The organism is Mesorhizobium sp. B2-4-2, from assembly GCF_006442845.1.
Classification (GTDB): domain Bacteria; phylum Pseudomonadota; class Alphaproteobacteria; order Rhizobiales; family Rhizobiaceae; genus Mesorhizobium.
Window position 1 is genome coordinate 57,981 of record NZ_VFVM01000011.1, and the last position, 18,479, is coordinate 76,459.

Below are 18,479 nucleotides of genomic sequence, written 5' to 3' on the forward strand. Positions count from 1 at the left end.
CTCCTTGGGATTGACAGCAATTAGTAACTTGGCAAAATAGCTAAATGCAAGAGGTTGATGTGTTCAAGGCGATCGCCAACGAACGAAGGCTGCGGATCCTCGACTGGCTGAAGGATCCGCGCGCGCATTTCCCGGCCCAGGCGGATGGCGATCTGGTCGAGGACGGCGTCTGTGCGCTGCTGATCGCCGAAAAGCTCGGCATTACCCAGGCGACGCTCAGCGAGCACATGCGTGTGCTCACGCAGGCAGGGCTGTTACGGGCCAAGCGCATCAAGCAATGGACATTCTATCGCCGCGACGAGGACAGGATCGCCGAGACAAGAGCGCTCATCCAGAACCGGCTATAGCTAGGACCGCCTTCGGCGGCTTCTATGCAAGCCAGTCGGGGATCGAATCCAGCCCGATCAGTTCGTCATAGGTCTGGCGCGGGCGCACGACGTGGAAACGATCGCCGTCGACCAGCACTTCCGGCACCAGCAGGCGGGTGTTGTAGGTGCCCGCCTGTACCGCGCCATAGGCGCCGGCGGTGGCGATGGCGATCAGGTCGCCGGACTTGAGCCTTGGCAGGTCGCGGTCGAGGCCGAGATAGTCGCCGGTCTCGCAGACCGGGCCGACGATATCGACCGTCATGCGCGGCGCGTCGGCGGGGGGCAGCACCACCGGTCTTATGTCGTGGAAAGCGTCGTAGAGCGTCGGCCGGATCAGGTCGTTCATGGCGGCGTCGACGACGAGGAAATTCTTGGCATCGCCTTCTTTGGCGAAGATCACTTGCGAGACGAGGATACCGGCATTGCCAACGATCAGCCGGCCCGGCTCGAACATCACCTTCAAGCCAAGCTTGGTGACGTGCTTGCGGACGATCTGCGCGTAGGCGTCGGGGAGCGGTGGCGGGTTGTTGTCGACGCGGTAGGGAATGCCGAGACCGCCGCCGAGATCGACATGCTCGATGGCATGGCCGTCGGCGCGCAGCGCGCCGACCAGTTCCACCAAAAGCGCGAAGGCATCGTCGAAGGGTTGCAGCTCGGTGATCTGGCTGCCGATATGGGTGTCGATGCCGGTGACCTTGATGCCCGGCAATTCAGCCGCGCGCGCATAGACCTGACGCGCCTTCTGCCATGGGATGCCGAACTTGTTCTCGGCTTTGCCTGTCGAGATCTTCTTGTGCGTCCTGGCGTCGACATCCGGATTGATGCGCAGCGAGACCGGCGCCACCTTGCCCAGGGCAACGGCGCGCGACGAGAGCAGTTCGAGTTCGGGCTCGGATTCGACGTTGAAGCACAGGATGCCGGCTGCCAGCGCAAAGTCCATCTCACGCGCGGTCTTGCCGACGCCGGAGAACAGGATCTTGCTGGCCGGGATGCCGGCTGCCAGCGCGCGCCGCAACTCGCCTTCCGACACCACGTCGGCTCCGGCGCCGAGCCTGGCCAAGGTCTTGAGCACCGCCTGATTGGAATTCGCCTTCATGGCGTAGCAGACCAGTGCATCGAGCCCGGCAAATGCCTGGACGAAGACGTGGTAGTGCCTGGTCAGCGTGGCCGTCGAATAGCAGTAGAATGGCGTGCCGACGGTTGCGGCGATGTCCGATATCGCCACGTCCTCGGCATGAAGCACGCCGTCGCGGTAGTCGAAATGGTTCACGAGAGTGGTTCCGAAAAATTGGAGCAGGGTAGGAGCGGGTTTAGCACTCTAAACCGCTCTGACCGGCTCTAGAGCAGCGGGTCGAGAATGAACTTCTTGTCCGCGACCGGTTTTTCCGGTTCCGGCGGCACGGGTTGGTGTGCCTTCTCGGCGTCCTTGCGCGCCTGCACGGCCGCCTCGTAAGGCGTGTCGAGACCGGACCTTCTGCCGCAAGCCGTAACGGCGGCAACCGCCGCAAGCAGCGTCAGTGTCACCAAAATCCTGCTTCCGGTCATCGATCCATCCGTCCGAAACTTTTTTCCGCCGCTGCTTTTAGCCGAGTTCTCGGCGCATTGCACCCTGGATATTGCCGTTGCAATATCGTGGATATTGGCGGTTGCAATATCCGGGATATGGCTGGCCGCAATGTCCGGCATCACGCCTTGGCCAGCCGCTTTTTCCAGTAGCGGATCTGCTTCCTGACTTCCGACGGTGCGGTGCCGCCGAAGGAGGTGCGGCTCTTCACAGAGTTCTGCACGGCCAGCACCGAAAAAATGTCCTTCGTGATGCCGGGGTGGATCGACTGCAAGTCTTCCAGCGCAAGCTTCTCCAGGCTCAGCTTCTTCTCTTCGGCCAGCGCCACCGCCCGTCCCGTGACATGATGCGCTTCCCGGAACGGCAGGCCGAGCGTGCGCACCAGCCAGTCGGCAAGGTCGGTCGCGGTTGCGTGGCCGGAGCCGGCAGCCTTCTTCATCGCCGCCGCGTTCACCGTCATATCGGAGACCATGCCGGTCATCGCCGCCAGCATCAGGTCGAGCGTCTCGGCGGCATCGAACACCGATTCCTTGTCTTCCTGCATGTCCTTGCCATAGGTCAAAGGCATGCCCTTCATCACCGTCAGCAGGCCGACCAGATGGCCGGTGACGCGCCCGGTCTTGCCGCGCACCAGTTCGGCGGCGTCGGGGTTCTTCTTCTGCGGCATGATCGAGGAGCCGGTGGAGAAGCTGTCCGACAGCCTGATGAAGCCGAATTGCGGCGTTGACCAGATGATGATTTCTTCCGCCAGCCGCGACAGATGCGTGGCGCATATGGCCGCCAGTCCCAGGAATTCCAGCGCGAAATCGCGGTCCGAGACGCTGTCCAGCGAATTGCGCATCGGCTCGCGGAAGCCGAGCGCCGTGGCGGTCCGGTGGCGGTCGATCGGAAAGCTGGTGCCGGCAAGGGCGGCCGCACCCAGCGGGCTCTCGTCCATGCGTTCGATGGCGTCGCGCACCCGCGACAGGTCGCGCGAAAACATCTCGACATAGGCCATGCAGTGGTGGCCGAATGTCACCGGCTGCGCCGCCTGCATATGGGTGAAGCCCGGCATCACCGTCGCGGCGTGCTGCTCGGCCCGCTCCAGCAACGCACTGATGAGACCCTTCAAGGCCTCGGCGACGCGAAAGCACTCGTCTTTGACCCAGAGCCGGAGGTCCACTGCAACCTGGTCGTTGCGAGAGCGGGCCGTGTGCAGCCGGCCGGCGGCCGGACCGATCAGCTCGGCGAGGCGGGCCTCGACGTTCATGTGGATGTCTTCCAGCCTGGTCGAGAATTCAAACGTGCCCGCCTCGATCTCTTTCAGGATCGTGTTCAGGCCGTGAGCGATTTTCTCTTGATCGGCCGCCGAAATAATGCCCGTTTGCGCCAGCATCGCGCTATGGGCGATCGAACCTCTGATGTCCTGCGCATAGAGTTTGCGGTCGAACGAGATCGATGCGTTGATTGCTTCCATGATCGCGGCCGGACCCGAGGCAAATCGTCCGCCCCACATCTGGTTGCTGGTCTTCTTGTCGCTCATGGCTATAAAACCCGTGCTCGGAGCAGTTTTGAGAACATGGCAGACGGAAACAGATTTTTCCCGGCCCCGCGCCTGATCCTCGCCGCCCTGGTGGCGGGAGCGCTGGCCGGCGCGGTCGCGGTATATGTCAGCGAGAGCCAGTCTGGCAACAACGCCGCGTCGCAAGTCGCCGTCGGCGACAGCAAGGACGATGTCGCCTGCGCCGCCAAGAGCGAACGCGCCAAGAAGATCGCCGCAGCCGCCACCGGCGAGGTCGCGGCGCTCTTGCCAGCCGATCCGCCGCAATCGATGAAGAGCCTCGCCTTCAACGGCCCGGACGGCAAGCCGATGACCATCGCCGACCATGCCGGCAAGACGGTGCTGCTCAATCTGTGGGCGACATGGTGCGCGCCATGCCGCGCCGAAATGCCGGCGCTGGACGCCTTGCAGAAGGAGAAAGGCAGCGATGCGTTCCAGGTCGTCGCCGTCAACGTCGATGCCGGCGACGACGTGAAGCCGAAGAAGTTCCTCAAGGACACCGGCGTCGAGGCGCTCGGCTATTACAGGGATTCGACGATGGCGCTGTTCAACGAACTCAAGACGCGCGGCCTGGCGCTCGGCCTGCCCGTCACCATGCTGATCGACGGCGAAGGCTGCCTGATCGCCCATATGAACGGCCCGGCCGAGTGGTCGGGGCCGGACGCCAAGCGGCTTGTCGAGGCCGCGCTCGGGTCTTGAAGAGGCTGGGACAAGGCTGGGCGCAAGCGCGGCTTGACCACGCAACGGTTCCGCCCAGCCCATCCGCGGCGGCCTGAGCCGACCCGGTCAATTCGTCGAATGCCTGGATCGGTGCCGGCTTGCCGAGATAGTAGTCCAAGCCTCGGCGTCCAGGGACTCACCTTAAGGACATATATGGCGAGCCGTTTGTGCTATCGGCCAGACGAGCCGTTGGTCGGCAGGGGATAGACGCCCTTCAATACTTCGTCGAAGTGATGACTGACCGCCGCATTGCACTCGCAAGCAAGCCACCGCAGGCCGTCGACCTTGCGAACGACGATCCGGGCACGATGGGTCTCAATGAGACCGTGTTCTTTCAGATCGCGTATGACGCGGCTCAAATAGCTCCGGCCGACTCCGAGCATTACGGCGAGCTGTTCTTGTGTCAGCGCCAGATCGGGAGTGCCCGTCCGATCAATGGCGGCCAGCAGCCATTTCGCTGTCCGTTGCTCGATCGAATGCGCGGCATTGCAGGCCACGGACTGGAACATCTGCGCCATCAGGCAGTCCGCGTACCGCGCGAACAGATTCCGTAGCGTCGACGACCTGGACTTCGCCTCTTCAAGGTTAAGCAGGTCGATGCGGAAGAACGAACCTCCCAATTGTACTTCAGCGCGAGCGTAAGCTGGGAGCCTGCCTTGGCTGACAACTCCGCCAATTGCCCCTTCTCGTCCGACCAGAGCCGTCTCGATCGCACGCCCGTCGCTCAGCACGACGAGATAGGAAATCAGGCTGGGACCTCTCGGGAAGTATGCATGGCGAACCGTGTCACCAGGTTCATAAAGCAGTGTTCCGGTGGGGGCCGACCACTCATCCAGCCAAGGCTCGAGGATTGCCCAATCTGCCGCGGTGAGTGCCCGCAGAAGATTGTTGCCGATCATGCCGGAGTCTATGTGGGCGCGGGCTTCCATTTACACTCCTCCGAACGATCGCTTGCGGCCCATATCCCAATAACCGGAGAAATGTCCACTAGTGCGCAGACGCGCAAAGCGCGAATGTCTAAGAAGTGACAGGGGTGCTGATCCAGGCCCCATCGAGCGCGAGCTGTGGCGCGTCGGCTCCAGGCGAAATGCTAGAAGATCGCCCAAGGCGGACAACAAAGCCCTGCGGTTGAATTGCTGGCGTGTCGCGTAGAGCACGTCGATACTGAACCCGTGCAACCAGCGTGAGATATGAACCCGGAACAACCGCCCGCTTCAGGGGCCCATCCCCTTCTCCGGCTCTACATCGCCGGAGACACGCCCGGTGCTCGTCGGGCACTGGAAAGCCGCCTGAAGATAATCGAGGAGATGAGCGCATCCATTGAAATCCAGATCTTCGATATCCTGGAACATCCTCATGAGGCGGAGCGAGCAGGGATACTAGCAACGCCGACGCTCTCCGACGAATCCGCTGATCCCCCGCGCCGTCTGGTGGGCGACATCAGCAATATCGCTCAGGTTCTGGACTATTTCGGTTTTCGCAAGAAGGATGATATTCATGACCGCGACGGATGAGATCTCTATCGACCCGGTTCTTGAACGCGTCAATACAGGGATCGAGGCTTTTGACGACTTGGTGATGGGTGGCTTGCCGCGCGGACGCACCACCATCGTGGGCGGCACGCCCGGTAGCGGCAAGACCGTATTCGCCACGCAGTTCCTGGCGCATGGCATCACCGGTCTCAATGAGGCCGGTGTCTTCGTCACTTTCGAGGAGTCGCCAACCGAGATCGAGGTAAACATGGCGAGCTTCGGCTGGGACATCCGCGGCTGGCGAGCGGCGGACAAGCTTGTTTTCGTCGATGCGAGCCCGCGCGATCAGGACCAGGTGGTTGTGGGCGATTTCGACCTCGCCGGTCTTCTGACCCGCATTCTGCACGCGAGCCGAAGCGCCGGGGCAAAGCGCATCGTGCTCGATTCGGTTACCCAACTTTTCGATCATTTCGTAGCCGAGCAGACGGCAGTGCGCCGCGAACTTCTACGTATTGCGACCGCGCTGAAGAAAGAAGGGCTGACGGTCCTTATGACCGCGGAACGCAACAGTGAATATGGTGAAATCTCCCGTCACCGAATAGAGGAGTTCGTCGCAGACAATGTCGTGATCCTTCGCAATGCCCTTGATCGCGAGCGCCGTCGGCGGACCATAGAAGTCCTGAAAATGCGCGGCAGCCGTCACGTTGAGGGCGAAGTGCCCATAACGCTGGTCGCCGAACAGGGCATCGTAGCTGTGCCTCTGTCATCGTTGCGCCTGGAGCAGCAATCAAGCACGAAACGGGTCACCAGTGGTAATTCCGAACTCGACAAAATGTGCAGCGGCGGGTTCTTTCGCGACAGCGTAACCCTTGTCAGTGGAGCCACAGGCACCGGAAAGACTCTACTTGTCACCAACTTTCTGGCGGGCGGAGTGGCTGCGGGCGAACGCGCCTTGCTCGTCGGCTATGAGGAGAGCCGCGGCCAGCTTTTCCGCAACGCGCGTAGCTGGGGCGTCGATTTCGAAGCGATGGAGGCGGATGGTCGCCTGAAGGTAGTCTGCCTTTATCCGGAAGCGCAGAGTTTGCCGGATCACCTTCTGATGATCCGCGAACTGGTGGCGGAGTTCAAACCCGATCGCATGGCAATCGACAGCTTGTCGGCATTGGAGCGCATCGCGCCAGAAACCGGGTTTCGTGAGTTCTTGATCAGCGTCACCTCCTTCATAAAGAAGCGCGAAATTGCCGGCCTTTGCACCGCTACCAACAAATCGCTTGTCGGAGGCCAGAGCGCTAGCGAGCAGCATATTTCCACACTCACCGATTCGATCATTCTGTTGCGCTACATTCAGCAGGAAGAATTCATGCATCGCGGCATGATGGTGCTGAAAATGCGCGGCAGCGAACACGACAAACAGATACGGCGCTTCACCATCGACAGTGGCGGTATGCATCTTGGAAAGCCCTTTGACAGCGCGCCTGATGTGTTCGGCGACTCCGCCGTGGACAACACGTCGACATGAAGAGCGCCTTGAATACGGCGCAAAACGCCGCCGAAATGCTGGAATCGCCCGGAGATACATCTCCGGCTGGCATCAGCCAGCTCAGCTTTCGCCAGTTGATCGAAAATACCGCCGACGGGATGCTGGTGGTCGATTTGGACGGAACAGTGCTCTATGCCAATCCTGCGGCAGCCGTAATTTTTGGACAGCCGCTTGACGAACTCCTCCACGTTCCGCTCGGCCGTCCGGTCGTCTCCGGAGAGATCGCCGAGATCACCGTTCACCGTTCCGGCCGCAAGCCGGCAGAAGTGGAAATGCGTACGGTCGAGGTTACCTGGGACAGCAGGCCCGCATTGCTTGCCAGCCTGCGCGATGTCTCGGCCCAGCGATCAAGAGAAGAAAACGCACGCCAGTCACAAAAGCTCGAGGCCATTGGACGCCTCGCAGCTGGCATTGTCCATGACTTCAACAACCTACTCGCCGTTTTCGGGTCTGGCCTTCGGCTTCTGGAGAAACAGATCGCTAAAGATCCTGCGGATGAGAAAGTCGCTCTGCTGGTCGAGGAGATGTTCAGGCGGATCGAAAATGGAGGAGCGCTAACACAGCAACTGCTTGCCTTTTCGCGACGCCAATCCCTGGTCCCGGAACAGATTGATCTCAATGAACGTATCAAGGGGCTGACGACGCTGCTGGAACGGACGTTGGGGAGCGGCATCCGGGTACAATGCAATCTGGATCCAGCCTTGGACCCTATCCTTATCGATGCCAACCAGCTCGACATCGCCGTTCTTAACCTTGCCGTGAACGCCAGAGATGCAATGAAAGGCAATGGCACTCTCACGATTGAGACCAGCAATTTTCCAAATGATCTGGAGGATTTGCGTTCAGCGGCGGCTTCATTTGTTCGCGTGACTGTACGCGATACCGGCTGTGGAATGAGCAAGGACACCCTGGCGCGCGTTTTCGAACCATTCTTCACAACAAAATCGGAAGGGCAGGGTACGGGACTCGGGCTAAGCCAAGTTTACGGCTTCATCAAGCAATCCGGTGGGCATGTCCGAATCGATAGCGAAATCGGTCAGGGAACAAGCCTGCATCTCTACTTGCCGCGCGCTTCTGGAACCGAGCGGCAGCAGAACTGAGCGGCGGCAGACCCATTCCCGGCCAGCAGACTGATTGGCCGATGTCAAATCCGTCAGGCTGAGCGCGGGACGGGAATTTCCACGCATCGACCGAGCATTAAACCGACGCCTTTTTCAGCGTTGTCATGTCAGTGTTGTCATGTGCTGTTAGACGCCGTCCGTCGGTGAGGTCGCTGACCGTCTCGAGACAGGTCCCTGGTACATCAATTCAAGCAGCAAGCCGCTATGCAATCCTTTTCCGGGTCACTTTCATCCGGAAGTGAACGCTACTTTAGCCGGATATGAAGTGCGCCTGTCCGCAACAAAACCGTTGTCCGCTGCGCGCGAACGACACATAGTGCCATTGCGGGAGTGCCCCTTTCGCCAATGACAAGCAATGAGAACGGGAGACGAAACATGAAGTTCTTTGGCTTCGCGGCCGGTGTCGCCGTGACCCTGCTTTCCACAACCTCCGCCTTCGCCGTTACGCAGATCAGCTGGTGGCACGCCATGACCGGCGCCAACGCAGAGGTCGTCGACAAGATTTCCAAGGATTTCAACGCCAGCCAGGGCGACTACCAGATTGTTCCGGTTTTCAAGGGCACCTATCCCGAAACGCTGAATGCCGGCATCGCCGCCTATCGCGCCGGCCAGTCGCCTGACATCATCCAGGTGTTCGATGTCGGCACCGGCGTGATGATGGCGGCCCGGGACGCGATCAAGCCAGTGGCCGAGGTGCTGACCGGCGCCGGGATGAACTTTGACAAGAGCCAGTATCTGCCAGGCATCGTCGGTTATTATTCGACGCCGGACGGCACCATGCTGTCCTTCCCCTACAACTCCTCCTCGCCGATCCTCTACTACAACAAGGACATCTTCCAGAAGGCGGGGCTCGATGTGAACAACCCACCCAAGACCTGGAACGAGGTGTGGGAGGATGCCAAAAAGATCAAGGCGAGCGGCGCCGCCGCTTGCGGCTACACCTCGACCTGGCTGACCTGGATACACCTGGAAAACTTCGCGGCGTGGAACGATGTGCCGTGGGCCACGCAGCAGAATGGCCTGGCCGGCGGTGATGTCGAACTCAAGATCAACTCGCCGATCTTCGTCAAACATTTCCAGGCGCTCGCCGATCTGGCCAAGGACGGCACCTTCAAATATGGCGGGCGCACCTCCGAAGCCAAGCAGATATTCCTCGCCGGCGAATGCGGCATCTTCACCGAATCCTCGGGCGGCCTAGGCGACATCGTCAAGTCGGGCATGAACTACGGCATTGGCCAGTTGCCCTATGACAGCGACGCCAAGGGCGCGCCGCAGAACACGACGCCGGGCGGTGCCAGCCTTTGGGTCTTCGGCGGCAAGTCCGACGAGGAGTACAAAGGCGTCGCGGCTTTCTTCGCCTATCTGTCCAAGACCGATGTGCAGGAATATCTGCACCAGAAATCGGGATACCTGCCGGTGACGCTCGCCGCCTATGAGGCGACGAAAAAGTCCGGCTTCTACGACAAGAATCCCGGTCGCGAGACGCCGATCCTGCAGATGACGGGCAAGGCGCCGACCGACAATTCGAAGGGCGTGCGGTTGCCGAACTTGCCGCAGGTGCGCGACATCCAGAACGAGGAGTTCGAAAAGATGCTTGCCGGCCAGGAAACCGCCCAGCAGGCGCTCGACAATGCGGTCACGCGTGGCAACGCGGCAATCAAGGAAGCGCTGGGGAATTAGGGCGCGTCCGAACCTATCGAGTTATAGTCCTTGCTCTACGAGGCCCCCCTCTGCCCTGCCGGGCATCTCCCCCTGAAGGGGGGAGACTGGCTGTCGCGACCGTTTTCGGCGATTGTCAAAGCTGGAGAATGGCAGCTGCCGCAGGAACTGCCAATCTTCCTCCAAGAAGGGGAGATGCCCGGCAGGGCAGCGGTGAGCGCCGTAGAGTGCCGCTCGGCTTTCCACGCCGGAGCGGCGCATTGACCCCGCGCGTCGTCTTTCCCAACAAAGTCTTGCCATACCTCCTGGTGGCGCCGCAACTTGCCATCACGCTGGTGTTCTTCTACTGGCCGGCCGGGCAGGCGCTCTACCAGTCGATGCTGAGGCAGGACCCGTTCGGGCTGAGGAGCAGGTTCGTCTGGTTTGCCAATTTCCGCAAGGTGCTTGCCGACCCGGCCTATCTCAACTCGATCAAGGTCACAGTGGTGTTTTCGCTCGCGACCGTGATCGTTGCCATGGGCGTGGCGCTGCTCCTTGCCGTGATGGCGGAAAAGGTGGTGCGCGGCAAAGGCCTCTACCGCACGCTGATGATCTGGCCCTACGCGGTGGCGCCGGCGATTGCAGGCATGCTGTGGCTGTTCCTGTTCAATCCATCGATCGGCTCGCTGTCTTATCTGCTGAGACGTTTGGGCGTCGCCTGGGATCCGCTGCTCAACGGCACCGACGCCATGATCCTTCTGGTGGCGGCGGCCGCCTGGAAGCAGATCAGCTATAATTTCCTGTTCTTCGTCGCCGGGCTGCAGGCGGTGCCGAAAACGCTGATCGAGGCGGCGGCGATCGACGGCGCCGGCGAAACCAAGCGCTTCTGGACCATCGTCTTCCCGCTTTTGGCGCCGACGACGTTTTTCCTTTTGGTCGTCAATACCGTCTATGCGCTGTTCGACACGTTCGGCATCGTCCACGCCGTCACCGGCGGCGGGCCGGGCAAGGCCACCGAGACACTGGTCTACAAGGTCTACAATGACGGCTTCGTCAATCTGATCCTCGGCGATTCGGCGGCGCAGTCGGTCATCCTGATGGTCATCGTCATCGCGCTCACCGCCATCCAGTTCCGCTACGTGGAACGGAAGGTTCATTACGGCTGAGGAGCGCGATGATCGGTCAATCCCCGTTTCGCATTTTCCTTGCACATGCCGTGCTCATCCTCGGCATACTGATCGTGGCCTTTCCGATCTACTACACTTTCGTTGCCTCGACGCAGACGCTGCAAACCATCCTTAGGCCGCCACTGCCTTTCCGGCCGGGCAGCGAGTTCTGGAACAATTACGGCGAGGCGCTGTTCGGCGGCGTCGGCCGCATCGGCGGGCTCGGCGTCGGCAGGCTGCTCCTCAACTCCACGATCATGGCGCTCGGCGTTGCGGTCGGAAAGATATTCATCTCGATCCTGTCGGCCTATGCGATCGTCTTCTTCCGTTTTCCGCTGCGCATGACTTTCTTCTGGCTGATCTTCATCACCCTGATGCTTCCCGTCGAGGTGCGCATCCTGCCGACCTACAAGGTAATGGTCGACCTCGGTATGATCGACACTTATGCCGGACTGATCATCCCGCTGATCGCCTCGGCCACCGCAACGTTGTTGTTCCGCCAGTCCTTCATGACCATCCCGGGCGAGTTGGTCGAGGCGGCGCGCGTCGACGGCGCCGGTCCATGGCGGTTCTTTTTCGATATCCTGTTGCCATTGTCGCGCACCAATATCGCGGCGCTGTTCGTCATTCTTTTCATCTACGGCTGGACGCAGTATCTGTGGCCGCTGCTGGTCACCAACAGCAACGATATGAACACCATCGTCATCGCACTGAAGAAGATGGTCTCCTTCGCCGATGCCGACACCCAATGGCATTTGGTCATGGTCACGGCGATCCTGGCAATCTTGCCGCCAATCCTGGTTGTGGTGCTGATGCAGCGCTGGTTCGTGCGCGGACTGGTCGACACCGAAAAGTGAGAAGCCGATGGCGACGGTCGATCTGAGGGACGTGAAGAAAGTATATGCCGGCGGCGTCGAAGCCGTGAAGGGCGTCTCCATTGCCATTCCCGACAAGGAACTCTGTGTGCTGGTCGGGCCGTCCGGCTGCGGCAAGTCCACGCTTTTGAGGATGATCGCCGGGCTGGAGACCATTTCTTCCGGCACGGTCGCTATCGACGGCAAGATCGTCAACACGATCGGCCCGACCGAGCGCGACATCGCCATGGTGTTCCAAAACTATGCGCTCTATCCGCATATGAAAGTCTACGACAACATGGCTTACGGGCTACGCAATCGCGGTACGCCCAAGGACGAGATCGACAGCAGGGTTCGTTCGACCGCCAAGGTGCTGGAGCTTTCAGCGCTGCTTGACCGGCGCCCGCGCGAGCTTTCAGGCGGTCAACGCCAGCGCGTCGCCATGGGCCGCGCCATCGTGCGCAATCCGAAAGTCTTCCTGTTCGACGAGCCACTCTCCAATCTCGATGCCAAGCTGCGCGGCCAGATGCGGGTCGAAATCAAGAACTTGCAGCGCTCGCTCGGTGTCACCTCGGTCTACGTCACCCATGACCAGTTGGAAGCGATGACGTTGGCCGACATCCTTGTCGTCATGAATGGCGGATTGGTCGAGCAGGCGGGCGCGCCACTCGACATTTACGAAAAGCCGGCCTCGACGTTCGTCGCCTCTTTCATCGGCGCACCGCCGATGAATCTTCTGTCCCTTTCGGGTCCGGCGCTGACCGGCAGCAAGACGAGCGACTTTGCGCCTGCGAATGCCGTCACGCTTGGCTTCCGCCCCGAGGATGCCGATGTCACTTTCGCGGCCGAGGCACCGTCCGGCGCGCTCGTGCTGCCGACAATGGTGGAGGCGGTCGAGCCGGTGGGAGCGGACAGCTTTCTTCACTGTGCGGCAGGAGGCGACCGCATCGTCGTGCGTGTGGCCGCGCGCGCAACAGCCAAGCCCGGCGACCAGTTGCGCGTCGTGGCCAAGGCCGAGAAACTTCACTGGTTCGATCAGGCTGCAAAGAGGGTCGACTGACGCCAATCTTGCATGCTGATCAGCGAGCCGCGAACCGTCGGCCGGTCAGGCGAATACATGCGCCTGTCCCGACACGGTGAGCCGGACGATCTCACCGACCGCCGGCGCGTCCATGCCGGACTTGCGCAGGATCAGCGGCGTACTGCCGATGGCGGCGGCGTCCGGCGGGTCGGGGCTGTTGAGCAACCGCACCGCGACCGTGCAGGTCGAGCCGGCGAATGCGGATTCCGTTACCTCGCCAAAAAGCATGTCCGGCGTGCCGGACATGCCCTCGCGCGATGTCCGCTTCAGTCCGATCTGCTCCGGCCGCAACATGATACGGGCGACATCGCGGCTGTCCGACGTATCGACGGCGATGCGGCCAAGCGGCGACGTGGCGAAACCGCCCGCTATCTTCGCCGGCAGGATGATGGCGTCGCCAAGGAACTCGGCAATCATCCTGTCCTTCGGCTTGAGATAAAGTTCGCGCGGCGTGCCGATCTGCGAGAACCGGCCCTCGCGCATCACCGCGACCTGGCTGGCGAAGGACAGCGCCTCGGCCTGATCGTGCGTCACCAGGATGGTGGTGATGCCGGCGGCTTCGAGCAGTTCCGCCACGGCCTTGCGCATGGAGGCGCGCAGGCCGGTGTCGAGCGCCGAGAACGGTTCGTCGAGCAGCATCAGCCGCGGCTTCATCGCCATGGCGCGGGCGAGCGCCACGCGTTGCTGCTGACCGCCGGAGAGTTCGTGCGGGCGGCGCTTCAGGATCGCCTTGTCCAGCCCTACTATATAGGCCAGTTCGACGATGCGTTCGGAGCGTTTGTCCAGCCTGCGGTCCATCCCGAAACCGATATTGTCGCCAATCGTCAGGTGCGGAAACAGGGCGCCGTCCTGTGCAACCAGGCCGATACCGCGGCGGTGCGCCGGAACGGCGCCGCCGCTGTCGGCCAGCATCTTTCCGTCAAGCACAATGCTGCCCTGGTCGGGCGCCTCGAAACCGGCGATCAGCCGCAGCAAGGTGGTCTTGCCGCAGCCGGACGGCCCGACGATGGCCGTGCGGCTGCCGCTGGCGATGTCGAGATCGATGCCGGCAAGCGCCGCGACCGGGCCGTAATGCTTGTGCAAGCCCCTGAGTTCGAGAAAGCTCATCGTCCAGCCATCCGTTTTGACTGGACATAGAGCAGCCAGGTCAGGGGCAGCGACATCGCCACCATGATGAAGGCGTAAGGTGCTGCCGAAGCGTAGTCGATCTCGCCGCTGTAGGACCAGAACGCCATCGCCAGCGTGCGGGTGCCGTTCGGCGCCAGCATCTGGGTCGCGGTCAGTTCGTTCATGATGCCGAGCGCCACCAGCGCCATGCCGGCGGCGGCACCCGGCGCCGACAGGCGGATCGTCGTCGACCACAATGCATGGAGCGGCGACCGCCCGAGGCTGGACGCGGCGCGCTCGAGCTCGACCGGCGCCTGCGCGATCGACGCCCGCAGGCTGATCAGGGCGCGGGGCAGGAACATCAAGGCATAGGCAACCAGGATGGTGAACAGGGTCTGGTAGAGCGGCAGGGCGATGCGCACGGTGATGGTGACCAGCGCCAGTGCGATCACGACCCCGGGCAGCGATCCGACGATGTAGTTGCAGCCCTCCAGCAAGCGCTGCAGAGGCCCCGGCGCGCGGATCGAGATCCAGGCCATCGGCATGGCGGCGACGGTGGCGAGCAGCGCGCCGGCGAGCGCCAGGAACAACGTCTGGCCGAGCGCCAGGCCGATCTCGTCGAGCCGCCAGACCTCGGCGCCGCCGGCGGCAAGCCAGCGTCCGATGGTGACGAACGGTACGCCGAGCGCCAGAAGCGTGGTGGCGGCAAGCAGCAGCAGGCAAGGCACGGTCGCCCGGCCGAGCGGCGCGCGCTGTTGGTGGCGCGCGGCGCCCGAACCGACGCGGGCATAGCGCTCTTCCCCGCGCACCAGCACCTCCAGCCCGAGCAGCACGAAGCAGCAGCTCACCAGCACGCCGGCCAGCATATTCGCGGCCGGCCCGTTGAAGGTCGATTGGAACTGGTCGACGATCGCCGTGGTGAAGGTGTCGAAGCGGATGAAGACGTAAAGGCCGTATTCGGCCAACAGGTGCAGGCCGACCAGCAATGCGCCGCCACAGATGGCAAGCCTGAGCTGCGGCAGCACGACGCGCCAGAACACACGCCAGGGACCAAGGCCGAGTGCGGCCGCGGCGTCTTCGAGCGCCGGATCGAGCCGGCGCAGGGCCGCCGATACCGGCAGATAAAGGAACGGGAAATACGCTATGACAGAGACAAGCACGCCGGCCCACAAGCCATGCAGCCCGGGCACCATGGTGATCCAGGCATAGCTGTGCACGAAGGCGGGAATGGCGAGCGGCGCCACGCATAGCCAGGCCCACAGCCGGGCGCCGGGCAGGTCGCTGCGTTCGGTCAGCCAGGCCAGCGCCACCGACAGGATGATGGCGATCGGCACGGCGAGCGCGACAAGCAGGACGGTGTTGGCCAGAAGCTCGCCGACACGCGGCCGGAAAACCAGCGCCGAGACGGTTTCCCAACCGGTCTGCACGGCGACCCAGACGATGAAGGCAAGCGGCAGCAGGGCCAGCAGCGAAACGAAGATAGCGGCGGCAACGATCCATGACGCAGCGCGCCGGCGCGCCCTGCGGCGCGTCCTCGGCGGCAGGCCCGGGCTTGCAATGTCGGCCGCGAACTGCATCGGCTCAGACTTCGCGCCCTTGCCGCCCGGCGGCGGCAATCGAAAGACCACGATCATGGTCGGGAATACAGCGTGTCGTCATCGACGAATGCCATCTCGAAAAAACAAAACGCTCCCGCGGAATTCCCGCGGGAGCACGGCCGGTGTCCTTATTAGGACGAACGGCAACTAAAGCAAGCCGGCCGCCGTCATCAGGTCGGTGGCTTTCTTGGAGTTCAGCGTCGCGGCATCGATCTTCGGCGCCTGCAGGTCGGCCAGCGGCACCAGCTTCGGATTGGACTCTGCGCCCTTGCCGACCGCGTATTCGAAGGACGTTCCGTTCTTCAGCACGTCCTGGCCGCCCTTGCCGGTCACCCACTTCAGGAAAGCCTGGGCTTCCTTGGGATGCTTGCTCGAAGCCAGCACGCCACCGCCGGAGGTCGAGACGAAGGCGCCCGGATCCTGGTTCTTGAAATAATGCAGCGCTACGTTCTTGCTGTTTTCGCCGGTCTTGGCCTGATCGCCGAAGTAGTAGTAGTGATAGATCACGCCGCCTTCGATCTCGCCGGCGTTGACCGCTTTCATCACGGTGCTGTTGCCCTTATAGGCGGTGAAATTCTGCTTCATCGCCTTCAGCCAGTCCGCTGTCGCGGCTTCGCCCTTGAGCTGCAGCAGCGCGCTGACGATAGCCTGGAAATCGGCGCCCGACGGCGAGGCGGCCCACCGGCCTTTCCAGCTCGGATCGGCAAGGTCGAGCAGCGACTTGGGCAACTGGTCGGCCTTGAGCTTGGTGGTATTGTAGGCAAAGACGGTGCTGCGGGCGGCAACGCCGACCCATTTGCCGCTCGCTGCCTGATAATCCTGCGGAACCTGCGCCAGTGTGTCGGCGTCGACCGGCGCGAACAGGCCGGCATTCTCGACCAGCACCATGGCCGGCGAATTCTCGGTCAGGAACACGTCGGCGGGCGAGGCGGTGCCCTCCGCGACGATCTGGTTGGAGAAATCGCTGTCGCCGCCATTGCGCAGCGTGACCTTGATACCGGTTTCCTTGGTGAAGCCGTCGGCCCATTCCTTGGCGAGGCTCTCGTGCTGGGCATTGTAGACGATGATGCCTGTATCCTCAGCCATCGCCTGGCCAGCGATCAGGCTGACCGCCACCGCCGCGGCGCCGGCAAGGGTGGAAAGAGCGTATTTCATGGGCGTCGTCCTCGATCTCGTTGAACTGGCACGCAGCACCTATCGATACATGACAGGTGTAGTCAACATTTTTGGCCTGCTTCAATCGGCCGCTGGCGGCACAGGCCCATGCCAGGCGGACAATTCCGCGTGATGGCCGCGCGCGACCGACGGTCCAGGACACAGTCGCCGTCGACGAGCCCAAGTTCGCGTTCGCCCGCAATCTTTCGTGACTTGCCGGTAGTTTGCCTTGGACATTATTTCGCCGGCCACGTAACAAATCAGCGCCGAGGCGCGAAGATCGGGGAGTGAACTCTTGTGAGCGGCAAGGACGAGGCCGAGCTTTCCCGGCTGATGCGAGCCGCGATCGCGGGAGATGAAAGGGCCTATGCCGACTTTCTGCACCGGACGGCCGCTCTGGTTCGCGGTTTTGCCAGGCGCAAGATCGTCAAAGGCGGGGTCGATCCCGAGGATGTCGTGCAGGAAACCTTGCTGGCCATTCATGTGAAACGGCACACCTGGCGCCAGGACGCACCTGTGCTGCCCTGGGTCTATGCCATCGCGCGCTTCAAGTTAATCGACGCGTTCCGGCGGCGCGGACGGCGCATCGAGATCGATGTCGACGATATTGCCGAAACCTTCGCCGAGCCGGAAACGGAAACCGTCAGCGAACGCGACATCAACCGGGCGCTCGACGGCCTGCCGCCGGCACAGCGCTCCGTGGTGTCGTCCGTGTCGGTGGAGGGGCGCTCGATCGGCGACACGGCAGCCAAGTTCGGCATCAGCGAAACAGCGGTGCGGGTTTCCTTGCATCGCGGACTTGCAGCCATTGCCAAGCGGTTCGGGCAGGGGCGGTTTGGGCGGGAATGACATGAGGACCGAAGATCTCATCAAGGCGCTTGATGCCGACGCCCGCAGCAAGGCGATGCCGCTGCGCTCGGCCTGGTGGCTGGCTGCCGGCGTGGCCGCCGTGATCGCGGGCGCGGTTTTCGTGATGACGATCGGTCCGCGCCCCGACTTCATGGCTGCCGCACATACGATGCGCTTTCTTTCGAAGTTCCTGTTCACCATCGTGCTCGCCGCCAGCGCCTTCGCCTTCGTCAGGGCATTGTCGACACCGGGAGCATCGACAGGCAAGGCGGCGGCCTGGATGGCGGCTGCGCCCGTGCTCGTGGCAGTGGCCGTGGTGCTGGAGCTTTACGCCGTGCCCGAGGCCGACTGGGGCAGGCGTCTCGTCGGTTCCAACATGATGGTCTGCATGGGGCTCATCCCGCTGATCGGCATCGGCCCGCTTGCCATCTTCCTGTGGATGCTGCGCTATGGCGCGCCGACACGGCCGGTGCTGGCCGGCACGGCCGCGGGCCTGCTCGCCGGCGGGCTGGCGGCAACCTTCTATGCCGCGCATTGCTTTGATGATTCGCCGCTTTTCGTCGCCACCTGGTATACGATCGCGATCGCCGCGCTGGCGCTGCTCGGCGCGCTCGGCGGCCGGTTTTTCGTGCGCTGGTAGCGCGACGCCCGCTGCTGCATCCCGCGCATACCGATCCTTAATCATGCCGGCAAATGTTTGCCGGCC

Annotated in this window: 18 protein-coding genes; 11 read left to right on the top strand and 7 right to left on the bottom strand. The window is 62.4% G+C overall.

Translation table 11 applies throughout. The features are described 5' to 3' along the window. Positions 1–44: 44 nt before the first annotated feature. A complete protein-coding gene (locus FJ942_RS22640; protein WP_140513877.1) occupies positions 45–347 on the top strand; it encodes a metalloregulator ArsR/SmtB family transcription factor in 303 nt (100 codons plus the stop codon). Positions 348–369: 22 nt separating this feature from the next. Here FJ942_RS22640 and lysA read toward each other — a convergent pair whose 3' ends face one another. From lysA to argH, 3 genes are all read right to left on the bottom strand, one after another. Further along, a complete protein-coding gene (lysA, locus tag FJ942_RS22645; protein WP_140650947.1) occupies positions 370–1,638 on the bottom strand; it encodes a diaminopimelate decarboxylase in 1,269 nt (422 codons plus the stop codon). Between the two features lie 68 nt (positions 1,639–1,706). Further along, complete coding sequence (locus FJ942_RS22650; protein WP_140500798.1) at positions 1,707–1,913, bottom strand: lipoprotein; 207 nt, start codon at positions 1,911–1,913, stop codon at positions 1,707–1,709. 140 nt (positions 1,914–2,053) lie between these two features. Beyond that, entirely contained in the window at positions 2,054–3,454 is a 1,401-nt protein-coding gene (gene argH, locus FJ942_RS22655) for an argininosuccinate lyase (protein ID WP_140899003.1), read from the bottom strand. A gap of 36 nt (positions 3,455–3,490) precedes the next feature. On the opposite strand from argH, the gene FJ942_RS22660 reads away from it, so the two are divergent. After that, the gene (locus FJ942_RS22660) at positions 3,491–4,171 is read left to right on the top strand and encodes a TlpA disulfide reductase family protein (RefSeq protein WP_140558128.1); all 681 of its coding nucleotides are present in this window, start codon (positions 3,491–3,493) and stop codon (positions 4,169–4,171) included. Between the two features lie 191 nt (positions 4,172–4,362). Here the strand turns inward: FJ942_RS22660 and FJ942_RS22665 are convergent, their stop codons facing one another. Next, positions 4,363–5,121 (bottom strand): Crp/Fnr family transcriptional regulator, encoded by a 759-nt coding sequence (locus FJ942_RS22665; protein WP_140513873.1) that lies wholly within the window; start codon positions 5,119–5,121, stop codon positions 4,363–4,365. Positions 5,122–5,382: 261 nt separating this feature from the next. Here FJ942_RS22665 and FJ942_RS22670 point away from each other — a divergent pair, with 261 nt between their 5' ends. The 7 genes from FJ942_RS22670 to FJ942_RS22705 all read left to right on the top strand — a co-directional run bounded on the left by FJ942_RS22670 (position 5,383) and on the right by FJ942_RS22705 (position 13,043). After that, positions 5,383–5,706 carry a circadian clock KaiB family protein gene (locus tag FJ942_RS22670; protein WP_140500802.1) on the top strand — a complete coding sequence of 108 codons (324 nt, stop codon included), beginning with the start codon at positions 5,383–5,385 and terminating at the stop codon, positions 5,704–5,706. Then, positions 5,690–7,183, top strand: a complete 1,494-nt coding sequence (kaiC, locus tag FJ942_RS22675) for a circadian clock protein KaiC (RefSeq protein ID WP_140500803.1) — start codon at positions 5,690–5,692, stop codon at positions 7,181–7,183. The genes FJ942_RS22670 and kaiC overlap by 17 nt, the downstream gene beginning before the upstream one ends. Continuing rightward, complete coding sequence (locus FJ942_RS22680) at positions 7,180–8,304, top strand: ATP-binding protein (RefSeq protein WP_140525435.1); 1,125 nt, start codon at positions 7,180–7,182, stop codon at positions 8,302–8,304. The genes kaiC and FJ942_RS22680 overlap by 4 nt, the downstream gene beginning before the upstream one ends. 396 nt (positions 8,305–8,700) lie before the next feature. After that, on the top strand, positions 8,701–10,005 hold the full coding sequence (gene ugpB, locus FJ942_RS22685; RefSeq protein WP_140500805.1) for a sn-glycerol-3-phosphate ABC transporter substrate-binding protein UgpB: 1,305 nt from the start codon (positions 8,701–8,703) through the stop codon (positions 10,003–10,005). 239 nt (positions 10,006–10,244) lie between these two features. Further along, positions 10,245–11,129 (top strand): sn-glycerol-3-phosphate ABC transporter permease UgpA, encoded by an 885-nt coding sequence (gene ugpA / locus FJ942_RS22695; RefSeq protein ID WP_140513871.1) that lies wholly within the window; start codon positions 10,245–10,247, stop codon positions 11,127–11,129. Positions 11,130–11,137: 8 nt separating this feature from the next. Then, positions 11,138–11,986: a sn-glycerol-3-phosphate ABC transporter permease UgpE gene (gene ugpE / locus FJ942_RS22700; RefSeq protein WP_140664846.1), complete on the top strand. Its 849-nt coding sequence runs from the start codon at positions 11,138–11,140 to the stop codon at positions 11,984–11,986. Between the two features lie 7 nt (positions 11,987–11,993). Continuing rightward, positions 11,994–13,043, top strand: coding sequence for a sn-glycerol-3-phosphate import ATP-binding protein UgpC (locus FJ942_RS22705; RefSeq protein WP_140500808.1), 1,050 nt, complete (start codon positions 11,994–11,996; stop codon positions 13,041–13,043). Between the two features lie 45 nt (positions 13,044–13,088). Here FJ942_RS22705 and FJ942_RS22710 read toward each other — a convergent pair whose 3' ends face one another. The 3 genes from FJ942_RS22710 to FJ942_RS22720 form a co-directional block, all read right to left on the bottom strand. Further along, positions 13,089–14,171 carry an ABC transporter ATP-binding protein gene (locus FJ942_RS22710; protein ID WP_140650944.1) on the bottom strand — a complete coding sequence of 361 codons (1,083 nt, stop codon included), beginning with the start codon at positions 14,169–14,171 and terminating at the stop codon, positions 13,089–13,091. After that, the gene (locus tag FJ942_RS22715) at positions 14,168–15,748 is read right to left on the bottom strand and encodes an iron ABC transporter permease (RefSeq protein WP_181165391.1); all 1,581 of its coding nucleotides are present in this window, start codon (positions 15,746–15,748) and stop codon (positions 14,168–14,170) included. Before FJ942_RS22715 ends, FJ942_RS22710 begins: the two co-directional genes overlap by 4 nt. Positions 15,749–15,916: 168 nt before the next feature. After that, complete coding sequence (locus tag FJ942_RS22720) at positions 15,917–16,924, bottom strand: iron ABC transporter substrate-binding protein (protein ID WP_140525437.1); 1,008 nt, start codon at positions 16,922–16,924, stop codon at positions 15,917–15,919. Between the two features lie 297 nt (positions 16,925–17,221). Here FJ942_RS22720 and FJ942_RS22725 point away from each other — a divergent pair, with 297 nt between their 5' ends. Together FJ942_RS22725 and FJ942_RS22730 are read left to right on the top strand one after the other, a co-directional pair. Further along, positions 17,222–17,773: a sigma-70 family RNA polymerase sigma factor gene (locus FJ942_RS22725; protein WP_140513867.1), complete on the top strand. Its 552-nt coding sequence runs from the start codon at positions 17,222–17,224 to the stop codon at positions 17,771–17,773. A gap of 1 nt (position 17,774) precedes the next feature. Then, the gene (locus tag FJ942_RS22730; RefSeq protein WP_140899005.1) at positions 17,775–18,413 is read left to right on the top strand and encodes an NrsF family protein; all 639 of its coding nucleotides are present in this window, start codon (positions 17,775–17,777) and stop codon (positions 18,411–18,413) included. Positions 18,414–18,479: the final 66 nt, after the last annotated feature.

Bases quoted from the DNA above. Each gene is read 5' to 3' on its own strand.
- FJ942_RS22650 (WP_140500798.1), bottom strand. From the start codon at position 1,913: ATGACCGGAAGCAGGATTTTGGTGACACTGACGCTGCTTGCGGCGGTT.
- ugpB (WP_140500805.1), top strand. From the start codon at position 8,701: ATGAAGTTCTTTGGCTTCGCGGCCGGTGTCGCCGTGACCCTGCTTTCC.
- FJ942_RS22660 (WP_140558128.1), top strand. From the start codon at position 3,491: ATGGCAGACGGAAACAGATTTTTCCCGGCCCCGCGCCTGATCCTCGCC.
- FJ942_RS22730 (WP_140899005.1), top strand. From the start codon at position 17,775: ATGAGGACCGAAGATCTCATCAAGGCGCTTGATGCCGACGCCCGCAGC.
- FJ942_RS22705 (WP_140500808.1), top strand. From the start codon at position 11,994: ATGGCGACGGTCGATCTGAGGGACGTGAAGAAAGTATATGCCGGCGGC.
- kaiC (WP_140500803.1), top strand. From the start codon at position 5,690: ATGACCGCGACGGATGAGATCTCTATCGACCCGGTTCTTGAACGCGTC.
- FJ942_RS22720 (WP_140525437.1), bottom strand. From the start codon at position 16,924: ATGAAATACGCTCTTTCCACCCTTGCCGGCGCCGCGGCGGTGGCGGTC.
- FJ942_RS22670 (WP_140500802.1), top strand. From the start codon at position 5,383: ATGAACCCGGAACAACCGCCCGCTTCAGGGGCCCATCCCCTTCTCCGG.
- argH (WP_140899003.1), bottom strand. From the start codon at position 3,454: ATGAGCGACAAGAAGACCAGCAACCAGATGTGGGGCGGACGATTTGCC.
- FJ942_RS22710 (WP_140650944.1), bottom strand. From the start codon at position 14,171: ATGAGCTTTCTCGAACTCAGGGGCTTGCACAAGCATTACGGCCCGGTC.
- FJ942_RS22680 (WP_140525435.1), top strand. From the start codon at position 7,180: ATGAAGAGCGCCTTGAATACGGCGCAAAACGCCGCCGAAATGCTGGAA.
- FJ942_RS22715 (WP_181165391.1), bottom strand. From the start codon at position 15,748: ATGCAGTTCGCGGCCGACATTGCAAGCCCGGGCCTGCCGCCGAGGACG.
- FJ942_RS22640 (WP_140513877.1), top strand. From the start codon at position 45: ATGCAAGAGGTTGATGTGTTCAAGGCGATCGCCAACGAACGAAGGCTG.
- ugpE (WP_140664846.1), top strand. From the start codon at position 11,138: ATGATCGGTCAATCCCCGTTTCGCATTTTCCTTGCACATGCCGTGCTC.
- FJ942_RS22665 (WP_140513873.1), bottom strand. From the start codon at position 5,121: ATGGAAGCCCGCGCCCACATAGACTCCGGCATGATCGGCAACAATCTT.